At 45.3% G+C, this 12,610-nt stretch carries 12 protein-coding genes; 9 read left to right on the top strand and 3 right to left on the bottom strand.

Going from position 1 to position 12,610, the window contains the following annotated elements:
- The first annotated feature begins 1 nt into the window (after position 1).
- The 3 genes from R8N47_RS09955 (at position 2) to R8N47_RS09945 (ending at position 3,412) form a co-directional block, all read left to right on the top strand.
- Positions 2-1,726, top strand: a complete 1,725-nt coding sequence (locus R8N47_RS09955; RefSeq protein WP_064354502.1) for a putative 2-aminoethylphosphonate ABC transporter permease subunit — start codon at positions 2-4, stop codon at positions 1,724-1,726.
- Between the two features lie 9 nt (positions 1,727-1,735).
- Positions 1,736-2,440: a phosphonate utilization transcriptional regulator PhnR gene (phnR, locus tag R8N47_RS09950; protein WP_005442366.1), complete on the top strand. Its 705-nt coding sequence runs from the start codon at positions 1,736-1,738 to the stop codon at positions 2,438-2,440.
- 66 nt (positions 2,441-2,506) lie between these two features.
- Positions 2,507-3,412, top strand: coding sequence for an EamA family transporter (locus R8N47_RS09945; RefSeq protein WP_064354503.1), 906 nt, complete (start codon positions 2,507-2,509; stop codon positions 3,410-3,412).
- A gap of 92 nt (positions 3,413-3,504) precedes the next feature.
- Here the strand turns inward: R8N47_RS09945 and R8N47_RS09940 are convergent, their stop codons facing one another.
- Together R8N47_RS09940 and R8N47_RS09935 are read right to left on the bottom strand one after the other, a co-directional pair.
- The gene (locus R8N47_RS09940) at positions 3,505-4,056 is read right to left on the bottom strand and encodes an outer membrane beta-barrel protein (protein WP_005374044.1); all 552 of its coding nucleotides are present in this window, start codon (positions 4,054-4,056) and stop codon (positions 3,505-3,507) included.
- Between the two features lie 12 nt (positions 4,057-4,068).
- Positions 4,069-4,995 carry a VirK/YbjX family protein gene (locus R8N47_RS09935; RefSeq protein WP_005384371.1) on the bottom strand — a complete coding sequence of 309 codons (927 nt, stop codon included), beginning with the start codon at positions 4,993-4,995 and terminating at the stop codon, positions 4,069-4,071.
- Positions 4,996-5,407: 412 nt separating this feature from the next.
- On the opposite strand from R8N47_RS09935, the gene R8N47_RS09930 reads away from it, so the two are divergent.
- The 5 genes from R8N47_RS09930 to R8N47_RS09910 all read left to right on the top strand — a co-directional run bounded on the left by R8N47_RS09930 (position 5,408) and on the right by R8N47_RS09910 (position 11,066).
- Positions 5,408-5,767, top strand: coding sequence for a DUF3316 domain-containing protein (locus R8N47_RS09930; protein WP_017819758.1), 360 nt, complete (start codon positions 5,408-5,410; stop codon positions 5,765-5,767).
- 219 nt (positions 5,768-5,986) lie between these two features.
- Entirely contained in the window at positions 5,987-7,387 is a 1,401-nt protein-coding gene (locus tag R8N47_RS09925) for an FAD-dependent oxidoreductase (RefSeq protein ID WP_064354504.1), read from the top strand.
- A gap of 113 nt (positions 7,388-7,500) precedes the next feature.
- The gene (locus R8N47_RS09920) at positions 7,501-8,625 is read left to right on the top strand and encodes a M14-type cytosolic carboxypeptidase (protein ID WP_017819760.1); all 1,125 of its coding nucleotides are present in this window, start codon (positions 7,501-7,503) and stop codon (positions 8,623-8,625) included.
- A gap of 454 nt (positions 8,626-9,079) precedes the next feature.
- A complete protein-coding gene (locus R8N47_RS09915; RefSeq protein WP_054579230.1) occupies positions 9,080-10,060 on the top strand; it encodes an outer membrane beta-barrel protein in 981 nt (326 codons plus the stop codon).
- Positions 10,061-10,196: 136 nt separating this feature from the next.
- The gene (locus R8N47_RS09910) at positions 10,197-11,066 is read left to right on the top strand and encodes a LysR substrate-binding domain-containing protein (protein ID WP_064354505.1); all 870 of its coding nucleotides are present in this window, start codon (positions 10,197-10,199) and stop codon (positions 11,064-11,066) included.
- A gap of 68 nt (positions 11,067-11,134) precedes the next feature.
- Here the strand turns inward: R8N47_RS09910 and R8N47_RS09905 are convergent, their stop codons facing one another.
- Positions 11,135-12,010, bottom strand: coding sequence for a LysR family transcriptional regulator (locus tag R8N47_RS09905; protein ID WP_064354506.1), 876 nt, complete (start codon positions 12,008-12,010; stop codon positions 11,135-11,137).
- 248 nt (positions 12,011-12,258) lie between these two features.
- Here R8N47_RS09905 and R8N47_RS09900 point away from each other — a divergent pair, with 248 nt between their 5' ends.
- Positions 12,259-12,495, top strand: a complete 237-nt coding sequence (locus R8N47_RS09900; RefSeq protein ID WP_005374030.1) for a hypothetical protein — start codon at positions 12,259-12,261, stop codon at positions 12,493-12,495.
- The last annotated feature ends 115 nt before the right edge of the window (positions 12,496-12,610 follow it).

Below are 12,610 nucleotides of genomic sequence, written 5' to 3'. Positions count from 1 at the left end.
CATGGATGCGAAGACAATGACGATGAATAGCCTGACCACACAAGACAAAGCAAAACCCTTACTCGGACGTGTCAGCCGTGACAACCTTGTGTTGTTTGGTTTGCTCGCTGGCTTGTCGACCATGATGGTGCTCTTCATCTTAATGCCGCTTTGGGCCATGTTGACCAAGAGTGTGCAAAATGCCAATGGCGAATTTGTCGGATTGGCAAACTTTGCGACGTACTTTTCTTCTTCAAGCTTGTGGGTGTCGGTGGGCAATACTTTCACTCTGGGCGTGATAGTGACCTCGGTAGTGGGTGTGCTTGCGTTTGGCTATGCCTATGCGCTGACTCGTTCATGCATGCCGTTTAAAGGTTTGTTCCAAATCCTAGGTACTGCGCCGATTCTCGCGCCTTCGTTGTTACCAGCGATCAGTTTGATTTTCCTTTTCGGTAATCAAGGCATTGCCAAAGAGATGCTGTTAGGAAACTCGATTTACGGCGTGATTGGTATCTCGATGGGTTTGATTTTCTGGACCTTCCCTCATGCATTGATGATTTTGACTACTTCGCTGCGTACTTCAGATGCCCGTTTGTATGAAGCAGCCCGCGCACTGAAAACTTCACCCATCAAAACCTTCTTTATGGTGACGTTACCTGCGGCGAAATACGGTTTGATCAGTACGCTTATCGTGGTCTTTACGCTGGTTATCACGGACTTTGGTGTGCCGAAAGTGATTGGTGGAAGCTACAACGTCCTGGCGACTGACATCTTCAAGCAAGTTGTGGGACAACAAAACTTTGCCATGGGTGCGGTGACCAGCATTATGTTGTTATTCCCTGCGGTAATGGCATTTGGTGCAGATCGCTGGGTACAGAAAAAACAAAAGAGCTTATTCGACACACGTTCAGTGCCTTATCAGCCAGAACCCAACAAAGCGCGCGACAGCATCTGTTTGGTTTACTGCAGCATCATTTCTATTGCAGTGCTGGCTGTGCTTGGCATGGCGGTGTATGGCTCGTTAGTGACGTTCTGGCCTTGGAACAAAGCGCTGACGCTAAACAACTACAACTTTGCTGAAATGAGCACTTACGGTTGGAGCCCATTCTTCAATTCGCTAACGCTGGCAGGCTGGACGGCAGTGATCGGTACAGCCATTATCTTTGTCGGTGCTTACTGCATTGAGAAAGGGCGTGCGTTTGGTCCAATTCGTCAGGTGATGCAAATGCTCAGCGTGGTGCCAATGGCAGTTCCGGGTATGGTGCTTGGCTTGGGTTACATCTTTTACTTCAACGATGCGAACAATCCTCTGAACGTACTTTATGGCACCATGGCATTCTTGGTAATTAACACGGTAGTGCATTACTACACAGTGGGTCACATGACCGCCCTGACAGCGCTAAAGCAGTTGCCATCGGAGATTGAAGCCACGGCGGCATCGGTGAAGCTTCCTCAATACAAGTTGTTCTTTAAAGTGACATTACCTGTGTGCTTACCTACGATTTTGGACATTGCGACTTACTTGTTTGTTAATGCATTGACCACCACTTCTGCGGTAGTATTCCTTTACTCAACCGATACGATTCCGGCTTCGGTCTCGATTCTGAATATGGACGATGCAGGTCAAACTGGCGCTGCAGCGGCAATGGCTGTGATGATCATGATTGCTGCCGCAATTGCGAAGATTGTTCAGATGACTTTGGGTAAATTGTTAGAGAATCGCACACAAGCTTGGCGCAAAAGATAAGGACACTTCGTGCAATACGTAAAAATTAAAGATTCGATTGTTGAACAGATTGAAGCGGGCATGTTATCGCCGCGTCAAAAACTGCCAGCAGAGCGTAAGTTGGCGGAGTCGTTCGATACTACACGCGTCACTCTGCGTGAAGCTTTATCACTGCTAGAAGCGGAAGGTCGAATCTATCGCGAAGATCGCCGAGGTTGGTTTATCTCACCTGAGCCATTGCGTTACGATCCAACCCAAACTCTGAACTTCCCGAACATGGCGAAAGCGCAAAATCGTGTGCCAAAAACGGAGTTGGTCGCAGCAAAAGGGACGTTGGCAAACAAACAAGCCGCGCGCTTGCTGGACTTGCAGCCTTTCTCGGATGTGTATCGAGTTGACCGTGTGCGATACCTTGAAGATAGACCTGTGGTATTCGTAACAAACTACATTCGCCCAGAGCTGTTTCCGAACCTGTTGGACTACGATTTATCAAATTCACTGACGGACATTTATCGCGATCATTATGGCGTAACGTATCAAAAGATTCGCTACCGCATTTCAACCAGCACTTTGTTGGGTGAAATGGCTCAGGCACTGCGCGCGACAGCTGGCACGCCAGCGATGGTGGTGGAGCGCATCAACTACAACCAGCACGGTGAGTTGATTGATTGCGATATCGAGTATTGGCGACACGATGCCATCAGCATTGAATCTCTGGCGGAACTCAATCGTTAAGTGGATTTTCTCATTATCTAAGGCTCCATCTCGGAGCCTTTACTTTATTCAGACAGGAACATTGAAATGGATTTGTTGGCGATTGGTCTCGTCGTTTTTTCTGCTGTTCTCCATGCGGGCTGGAATATCCTTGGTAAAAGCAACTCAGGCTCTGGACTCGCGTTTACTATGGCGGCCAGCTTCTCGGCCTGTGCCATTCTTACCCCTTATTTGATTTGGTATTTGGCGACCATTGGCTGGACATCATTACCGAGTGAATTTTGGGGATTGCTGTTCATTAGCGGCATTTCACAAATGGTTTATTTGGTCGGTTTGATTGTCGCTTATAAGCACGCTGATGTGGGGGTGGTTTATCCGATTGCTCGGGCACTGCCTGTGATGATGGTCGGCGCAATCAGTGTTGCATTGGGGCATGAATTATCCAGTCAGCAGTGGCTTGGATTCTTGCTGATTACCCTTGGTTGTATGCTGGTACCACTGACGAATTTTCGTCAGATGACATTGGGCTCTTATTTGAACGTTGGTGTGTTCTGGGCATTGATTGCCGCAATAGGCACAACGGGTTACTCGGTGGTCGACAAAGAAGCGCTGAGTTTACTCACAGGACAAGCATCAGAGATCTTGAATGATCAGTACAGTGCGATCTTCTACTTGGGCGTGCAGTTTTGGGCAATTGGTATTCCTGCTCTTGTGTGGTGCTTAATTACGGGCAAACCAGATGAGATTAAGACAGCGTGGCAGATCCGCAAAACAGCTAGCATGGCAGGGGTAATGATGGCATCTACCTACGGCTTGGTGTTGTTTGCGATGACCATGACAGACAACGTGAGTTTGGTGGTGGCACTAAGGCAAATCAGCATCGTGTTTGGGTTGTTTATGGGGATTTGGTTTCTGTCTGAGAAATGGTATCTCACTCGGGGTATTGGGGTTACTTCGATTCTGGTGGGGATTATTCTTGCGTTGACGAACTGACTCATATTGATGAAAGAAAAAGGCAGCGACTCAGGCCGTCGCTGCCTTTTTCTTTTTGAGTTTTTGGGGAAGGGGTAGGAGTATAAGGGACGTCAGAAACGCAGTTGTGCGCCGAACATCACGCCGCTAGAGTCAAAATCGCTGTTTTTTGAGTACACATATTCTGCATTCAAACCAAAGTGTTTATAGCTCCAGCCGATACCGCCAGCCGCTTCACCTCCGACACTTGAGTGTTCGATGTTCTTGCTCTGACCGTTCACTTTATAAGTGTATTCGAGAGTGTAGAGAGTGACACCTGCCTTGCCGTACAGTTCGAAACCTGAACCCAGAGGATAGCTAGCATAGCCACTCAAGCGAGGTCCGGAGAAGCTCGTATCGGTGACTTCTGAAATCGGACTCACGAGTATCGAGCCGATACCGTCAAACGCGCCTTTATAACCTGCTTCGATACCAAAGTTATGTGTTGGCATGTAGCGGTAATATATTTCACCTAAGAACATGTCGCCTGATTCTTTGCTTGTCGGAGCATCGTAGTTCACATCGCCATAGCCAATGTTTGTACCTATGATGTGCTCACTGGTTTCTGCGTTGGCTGACAAAGAAAAAGCCGACAACACTAAAGCAGTAATGAATGAATAACGCATGAACGCTTCTCCTTAGCTTTTAGCTTGCTCGCCTTTTAATATTTGTTCGAAAGTGATCTTGGTGTTGTCTAGCCATTCATAACGGCGACGATACATCGAACGCTTAGAGCGCGACATGCCTTCGATATCTCGACGGGGTGCATTTACATCAATTGAGTAAAAATGACGATTGTATTCGGTGCCGCCCAATTCTTGCCAGAGTGCATCGTAATCCGTTTTGATTCGCCCTTTGCTGTAGCGCTTAGCTGCGTAAGTATGGGACTGCGTTTTCACTGCTAGAATCGTATTTACTTCCCAAATTTGTGCGAGCAAAGTGAGCAAGCTCACCATCAAGCTTTTTGGTCTCTGTCCGTAAAGCTTACGAGTTAGCTTTTTAATTTTCGCGTTGTTTTCTTCACTGCTTCGCGGTCCTTGTAAGCCGCCAATCATAATGCTGCGTCCAGATTCGATGTGACCGAGCGTAAAAGAGAGCGTGTAGAAGTTGCCATCTTCAGCGCTGTGCAGCACTAGGCTCATGTCGCCTTCTTTTTGATAACGTGCTTCGTATACTAATCTCACCGAGTACAGTATTTCGTCAATTTCAAAAGAGGCTAATGTTAGGCCTTTCGAGTCTGTGTAGATTTCTTCGATTGTTTGTTTAGAAAACAGTTCTGAAATCGTTTTGTAGTGATCAACCACCAAGTTAGAACGATCGAACGCTGAGTTGTTTTTGATGATATACGGACGAAACGGCTTCTCTAAAAATCGATGCGTACGTGTACAAAGCAACTCTAACAATGACGATTCAATATTGTCTGAAAGGTGCTTAAACGCACGTTTGTAATAAAGCGCACGTAAGATGAACTTAGCTCTGTAGGTCCAAATTGGCTTGTAGACATCAGCATAATCATCTGAGTAAATCGATTTGCTATGGTAAAAAATGGATTTGTTCGCGGTCATTTTCACTCCAGATTAACTTGTGCTCAATAGCGACAATTAAGAACCGACGGACGAGCAGCGAAGAACCCGAAAAGGAGGAATGCAAAGCACGACTGAAAAGAGGTGGTTTTTGCTGTGTCCGACGTTTGTGTAAGGTTTTGAACAGTGTTCTTTTGCTGGAATTCTAAGAGAAAATTGACCTTAGGTATTGTATGGTTTGGTAAGGAAGTGTCAGGTTGAAACCCATTGTTCAAAAGGAAGAAAATGCGAATGTCGGCTGAATATGACGTTGAGTTGCTAAGTTAATGTGAAATAAGTTGAACGAAAATTGAACATTATTTGAAATTGTTTTGACGTGTTTTAGGTCTTTATACGTACCTTATAAGCATCGAGCCAATTTTGGCCCGATGTAAAGGTAAGTAAGGAGAGGTTTATGAAACGCTTAACAACTTTAGCAAGTACGATTGCTCTGATTGCTGCACCTTCTATGGCTCTTGCTGGTGGTTATCAGTGGACAAACGATACCGAAACTATCCATGGCGACGTAATGGATAGCAAACAAGCGGCTTATGAAATGGGCCGAGACATGATCCAAAGCTACCAAAATAAATCATCTGGACAACTCCGTGATGAGTTTACGAGCCTTACAACGTATGTTGATCGCCAATCGTTTTCTATCACTGACTCAAAAGTCATGGTAAATGAGTTCTTGCAAAGTGACGGGCAAGTTGTTTACCAGCCTATTCTCAATGTTCAATACGAGTACCGCATGCGTGATACCGGTAAATACTAACCAGTAAGACGGACTTGAATTGTTTACCACTAATATTTTTTGCTGTTTGTTTTGGGGAGCCACGAGCTCCCCATTTTGTTTTTGTCGAAAGCGAAAATTTTCACACTCTCAGTGCAACATTTTCTATCGCTCAGCGTTAGATTTTCTTGCTCGTTGATTGTCATCATCGTTTGTAAAGTGTTTGCGGAAATGGATGTAACGCACTAACGAGGATACCCGATGACACATCATTCATATTGGTTCAAGCAGGCAATTGAAGCTGAGCAACCAGAAACGCCACAACCGTTACAGCAGAACATTAATACTGACGTTGCGATTGTTGGTGGCGGATACACCGGACTTTGGACCGCGATTATGATTAAGCAGCAATCTCCGGAAAAACAGGTGGTTGTTATCGAAAAGGGCTTATGTGGTAGTGGTGCATCGGGCGCAAACGGCGGTTGTATGCTGACTTGGTCTACCAAGTTTCCGACATTGAAACGGTTATTCGGTGAAGAACATGCTGCTTGGTTAGTAAAAGAGTCGGAACAAGCAGTGCTAGAGATTGACGACTTTTGTCAGCAGCACAACATCGATGCGCACTTATCGTTGAAAGGGGTTTATTACACTGCAACCAATCAGGCTCAAACTGGGGGAATGCAGCCAGTTGTGGACGAGTTAAAGCGATTAGAAGTGAACAGTTGGCGTCGTTGCTCGGTGGAGGAACTGCGTGCCAATGCGGGTTCACCTCGACATATAGAAGGCTATCACTCTCCGGTTGCTGCTAACGTGCAACCCGCCTTACTCGCGCGAGGGTTACGCCGTGTTGCTATTGATCTGGGTGTAGAAGTTTATGAGAACACGCCAATGACGCGTCTAGATTATGGAAAACCTGCCACCGTCTGTACACCTAAAGGAAATATTCAAGCGCAGCAGGTGGTGTTGGCATTAAATGCATGGATGGTAGAGCAGTTTAAACAGTTCAAAAACAGTATCGTGGTGGTCTCTTCCGACATGGTGATCACCAAGCCGCTTGGTGACGCACTACCTCTATCTGGTTGGCAGGCAGGTTCTAGTGTGTTGGATTCTCGTATTTTTGTGCACTATTACCGAGATACGCCAGATGGCCGTTTGATGTTGGGGAAAGGCGGCAATCAGTTCTCTTTCAACAACCAAGTCAACGCAATGTTCAACAAGCCAACGCGCTACCAAGGTCTACTGCGTAAGTCGTTCGATAAGTTGTTTCCTCGTTTGAGAGGCGAGGAGTTTGCTTATTCATGGACGGGGGGCTCTGATCGTTCTGCTACTGGTTTCCCTTTCTTCGGCGAGCTAGACAAACAGAGCAATATCTTTTACGGATTTGGTTATTCAGGCAATGGTGTAGCGCAGACTCGAATGGGCGGAAAGATCTTATCTTCATTGATATTGGGAATCGATAACGAGTGGACGAACAGTGGTTTAGCCAAAGGACCGTTGGGGTATTTCCCTCCAGACCCGCTTCGCTGGACTGGGGCTATGATAGTGCGCAACGCGGTACGTCGAAAAGAGGAAGCAGAAGATAACGAGAAAACGCCGTTTATCTGGGATAAGTGGCTAGCAAAACTCGCGGGACCAGCAGGCAAAGCGGATAAGCTTGACTAAACTGAAGACTTTAGCCACAAACGAGACAGTTTGCAGTGAAAGTCATTGGGGCGCGATGAAGCCTTGTGTTAGCCTCTGTCTTTCAAGCTCAGATTTAAAAGGTGAGTCATAAAATGAAAGTATTCAGCAACTTCGATAGCGGCAGCATTCACGTAGTGAAAGCGGACGACAAAAACGACATCCAACTCAAAATTCCTAACGACAATATGTCGGAATTCTACCAGTGGTTCCACTTCCGTCTTGAGACAGAAGCCGAGCAATCACACACCATCAAATTGCTTGATTTGGCTAAATCGGCTTATCCAGAAGGATGGCAAGGTTACGATGTGGTTGCGTCTTACGATCGTGAAGAATGGTTCCGAGTACCGGCAGAGTTCGATGGCGACACGCTGACTTTCACTGTAATCCCTGAGCGCAGCTCAATTTACTTCGCGTACTTTGCGCCATACACGTACGATCGTCATTTAGACTTGTTACACATGGCACAAAGCGCGCACCACTGCCAACTAGAGACGCTTGGTCATACGCTAGATGGCAATGACATGAGCTTGCTTACTTTCGGTGAGCCAGAAGAAGGCAAAAAGAAAATCTGGATGATTGCACGTCAGCACCCAGGTGAGACCATGGCGGAATGGTTCATGGAAGGTATGATCCAACGTCTGTTAGATGAAAACGACACGGTTGCGCGTGCATTGCTTGAAAAAGCGGTGCTTTACGTCGTACCAAATATGAACCCAGACGGTGGTATTCGCGGTCACTTGCGTACCAACGCAGTAGGTGTAAACCTAAATCGTGAATGGCAAACGCCATCAATGGAAAAGAGCCCAGAAGTCTACCTTGTGCGTCAGCGCATGCTGGAAACGGGTGTTGACATGTTTTTAGATATTCATGGCGATGAAGCGATTCCGTATAACTTCGTCGCTGGCTCAGAAGGTATTCCTTCTTACGATGAAAATCTTGCCGCTTTAGAGACATCATTTAAGCAAGCGTTACTGACTATTACGCCAGAGTTCCAAGATGAGATTGGTTACGATAAAGATGAGCCTGGTAAAGCGAATTTGACGGTGGGTTCAAATTGGGTTGCAGAGCAGTTCAAATGCTTGTCTTACACAATCGAAATGCCATTTAAAGATAACAACAATCACCCAGATCCACTTTACGGTTGGTCTCCTGAGCGTAGTGTCTTGTTTGGGCAAGATGTATTAGCTGCAACGTTAACCGTAGCGGATAAAATTTAGCGCGACGAGTTAACGCTTTTTCATTATTTCGAAAACAGCTCATTTAAATGAGCTGTTTTTTTGTGCTCTCCAGATCCACGCTCCCCTGTAAAAATTTGTTGCCATTCACAAGCTTAAATGATGATTCTTAAATTTGAGAAAGTGGCTTTTTATGGTGATTTGCGTCACAGAAAGTTGGCTTCTTTGTGATATTCTCCGCAACGAATTGACTATGGCTAAACCAACGCAACGAACTTTGTTTTTCGGTTGGGTATGCGGATGAAGCTCATGAATAGATGGTCTTGAGGTTACCTTTTTCCGTTTTACGTCATTGGCGTTTGAATATCATTTTTGATTCTTTCCTACGCTATTTAGCTATTTCTATTCGAAGAAAAGAGAAAGTTACGGCTTCATATTTTACGGCAGTATGCTGCCGCGATGTGTTGCTTTGTGTACAAGAAAAAGGAAAAGAATAATGAAAAAAATCGCTATAGCAGTGGCTACTGTACTTGCTGGTGGTGTGATCTCAAACGTTGCACTTGCTGACACTTACATGGGCGGTAAAATAGGTTACAACTCTCTAAACGATGCGTGTTACCTAAACGAACCTTGTGACGACGACAGTTTTGCAGCATCTATGCACTTAGGCTACAGCTTCAACAAGTACGTTGCAGCAGAGTATGGTGTTGATTACCTTGGTGACTTCACTGCAAACTTCAAAAAGCCTGGCCTAAACACCGTTGATGGTGATCTTTGGGCGTTGACGCTTGCTCCTAAATTTAACCTACCGCTAACGGATTCTTGGAATCTATTCGCGAAAGTTGGTGCTGCATACATGATGGCTGGTGACGAGAAAGATTTCGTACCAACTGGCTCTCTGGGTGCTGAATACCAAATCAACTACAACTGGAGCCTACGTGCTGAATACCAACGCTACCAAGATATGTCTGATGATGTAATTGAAGACATGGATTCAGATTTCTTCGGTATCGGTTTCAACTACAAGTTTGGTTCTGAGCCAGTCGTTCAAGAAAAAGCCGTTGAAGAGGTGGTAGAAGCACGTCCTGCAACACGCATTGTAGATCACGTTTACCCTGCTCAAACAACAGCGACAGTACAATTCGACTTAGAAAGTGCAGAAGTGAAAGACACGTCGAACCTTTCTGGTACCGTTGATTTGATGAATACTTACCCACAAGCTCAAGTTGAGATCACGGGTTACAGCGATACGACAGGTTCTGCTGCTTACAACAAACAACTCACAGAAAAACGTGCGAAAGCCGTTGCTGACGAGTTCCAAGCAAAAGGTATTGCGGCTGAGCGTATGACAGTGAAAGGCATGGGTGAAGCTAACCCAGTGGCAAGCAACGAGACACGTCAAGGTCGTCAAATGAACCGTCGTGTTGAAGTGGTTGTTCCTGCGTTTGAATACCAAACAACTGAAAAAGCAGAATAATTCCTGCTTAAGATAAAGTTCCAAAAGCCAGCGTGTATCACGCTGGCTTTTTTGATCCCGCTTAACAAACTCAGCACTTTCATCAATTTGTCATCACCAGTTCATACCATGGCTGCCAAGTGTTTGGGAGAGTGTTATGCAAAGTTTACCGCCGCTTAATTTGCTCCGAGCTTTTGAAGCCACGGCGCGACTACAGAGTTTTACAAAAGCCGCAGAGGAGCTAAATGTGACTCGTGCGGCCGTAAGCCAACAGGTGAAATCGCTAGAGTCACAGCTCAATGCGACGTTATTCGTGCGCAAGGGCACTCACCTTACGCTGACCTGCTCCGCACAAGAATACTGGCCTGTGGTTAATCATGTGCTTCAAACATTATCGACCACGACGCAGCATTTATTTACTCGTCCCAAGAATACGCAAGTTAACTTACATGTCGCTCACAGCTTTTGCTCTCAGTGGTTAATGCCAAGATTGGCTGATTTTCAGCGACAATTCCCAGACATTTCCTTTAAAGTCTCGACAACTGCTAATACAGTTCCAAACGCCAGTGCGATTGCGGATATCGAAATTATTAACGGAGATGGAGATTGGCAAGAGCAAGAAGCCATACGATTAACCCAAGAAAACTGGATTGTTGTCGCAAGCCCCGGCTTTATGCATTTAAACCCGATAAATGACCTCTCGCAGTTAGCTAAAGCGCCTAAAATCTGTACTAGCGGTTATCATGAATCTTGGCAAGAGTGGCTTACGCACCAAGGTTATCAAGGGAAGGTGAGCAAAGTCGTCGCCGAGTTTGAACACTCATTGCTTGCTATTCATGCTGCGATTAATCAGCTTGGCGTGTTGCTGGTAAGAGACTTTCTTGTTGAGGATGAGCTGCAACAGGGCGTATTAGTCCAGGTTGGAAATTGGCATATGCCAAGTTCTGGTGCACATTATATGATGGTTCGAGCATCCGAAAAATCACACGTAAACACCTTTGCTCAATGGTTAATACAGAGTCTTTAATGTTCGTTCAGCGAGTGAGTAGAGCGCATGTGTGGTTTGGCTATTATTAGCAGTAGCAAGTCATCAGTCTAGGACTGAGCGACATGCTTAATGACATCTAATAACCACTGATTTACCGGAGCTTGCTGTTGAGAGCGACGGCAGCTCATCACGTAGCGAACATCAAGCTCTAGCCCAGCAGGAAGCGCGATACTTCGGCAACCCTTAGGAACATGTCCACTCATCGTTATGCCAAAATGATTCGTTTGCAGAAGCACTTTTTGAATCATCGCTGGATGTTCAATTTCCACTTTAGGTGTGGTTCTAAAACCCATATGTTTGAGCCTTTCCAACACAGGGTATCGGTAGTCGTTCCATCCCGGCGTTTTAAAAAGTATAAAAGGGTATTCTTCTAGTTCTTGGGAGTTTTGAGCGGGATGATCTTCTCGAACAAAAAATACCGCTTTTCCTCGCCCTAGCTCGGTCTGAACAATTGACTGTGGCAGATCTTCATCAAAGTAATGAATCGCAATGGCGTTTTCACCGTCAATTAATCGTTTTTTTGCTTCGCTACCCCAGCGCAAACATGAGAATTTTGCTTCTGGAGCGTGCTTTAGTAACTCCAAGTAAAACTTGTCACCGAAGTACTCCCAAAACAATGTGTTGGCATAAATAGTGATTGAGCCGTCAAAATGAGCTGGTGAAAAATGCTGTGGTTTGATGGAATCAATGCTGTTGAGTATTTGCTCAAAATGTGTAATGTTCGCTTCCACAAAAGCTGTTGGTTCAAAGCCATTTTTAGTCTGAACGAATAGCGGATCATTGAGCTGAATTTTCATCTTAGTCAGATTTTTGCTGATTGCTCCTGACGTTTTACCGAGTGATTCTGCGACTAACCGGACGTTACGTAGCTCATACATCCGTTTTAATACCAAAATATTTTGAATATCCAGATTAACGCTCATACATTCTCTCGCTTGGCTTTTGTCGACAAATCATATCGCTGAATTTCTTAAGAAAAGACAACGCTCGGTCAATTTAAGTCGCTGCCTTATCCCTGATTTATTGAAGGTAACGATAAGTTATTCTTGGTTACATCAGTTTATTAGCATGGATTTCCATTTGGTAAATAATGGCTTTCCTCGTATGAGCGCGTTTCTGTTGTTACAGTTTTTCCACCGACAGAAAGTAAGAACGATAATAGAGGTGATGTATGAAAAAACTAATCGCACTTGTTTTGATGGTTTGCTCAACAAACGTAGCATTTGCTGGCGATGGGTCATACACGGGCACGATTGATATGACGATGGCAACGAAAAATCAGGTTGACGTAGAGCGTGCAGATTCTCAATTGACGCTGAAGGGTCGCAATGAAATGGCCTATGGCGGTGTAACAATCCATTCGGATGCTGCAACTCAAAAAATTGAACTTCGTGGTCGACGTGATTAATCGAATAGTTTCTTGTTAAGAAAATGCCGCGAAGAACGCGGCATTTCTATATGTAATATCATCAGATCATAATTACCAGATAAGCGTATGGTGAGAAGCTAAGCGCAATGACCAC

It is taken from the genome of Vibrio sp. 2132-1 (assembly GCF_033344315.1).
The sequence above is the reverse complement of the archived record's forward strand: the minus strand, read 5'-3'. Positions and strand labels throughout refer to the sequence as shown.

Excerpts from the sequence above, each read along its gene's own strand:
- R8N47_RS09940 (WP_005374044.1), bottom strand. The coding sequence starts at position 4,056 with ATGCGTTATTCATTCATTACTGCTTTAGTGTTGTCGGCTTTTTCTTTG.
- R8N47_RS09915 (WP_054579230.1), top strand. The coding sequence starts at position 9,080 with ATGAAAAAAATCGCTATAGCAGTGGCTACTGTACTTGCTGGTGGTGTG.
- R8N47_RS09935 (WP_005384371.1), bottom strand. The coding sequence starts at position 4,995 with ATGACCGCGAACAAATCCATTTTTTACCATAGCAAATCGATTTACTCA.
- R8N47_RS09925 (WP_064354504.1), top strand. The coding sequence starts at position 5,987 with ATGACACATCATTCATATTGGTTCAAGCAGGCAATTGAAGCTGAGCAA.
- R8N47_RS09945 (WP_064354503.1), top strand. The coding sequence starts at position 2,507 with ATGGATTTGTTGGCGATTGGTCTCGTCGTTTTTTCTGCTGTTCTCCAT.
- R8N47_RS09900 (WP_005374030.1), top strand. The coding sequence starts at position 12,259 with ATGAAAAAACTAATCGCACTTGTTTTGATGGTTTGCTCAACAAACGTA.
- R8N47_RS09955 (WP_064354502.1), top strand. The coding sequence starts at position 2 with ATGGATGCGAAGACAATGACGATGAATAGCCTGACCACACAAGACAAA.
- R8N47_RS09930 (WP_017819758.1), top strand. The coding sequence starts at position 5,408 with ATGAAACGCTTAACAACTTTAGCAAGTACGATTGCTCTGATTGCTGCA.
- R8N47_RS09910 (WP_064354505.1), top strand. The coding sequence starts at position 10,197 with ATGCAAAGTTTACCGCCGCTTAATTTGCTCCGAGCTTTTGAAGCCACG.
- R8N47_RS09920 (WP_017819760.1), top strand. The coding sequence starts at position 7,501 with ATGAAAGTATTCAGCAACTTCGATAGCGGCAGCATTCACGTAGTGAAA.
- R8N47_RS09905 (WP_064354506.1), bottom strand. The coding sequence starts at position 12,010 with ATGAGCGTTAATCTGGATATTCAAAATATTTTGGTATTAAAACGGATG.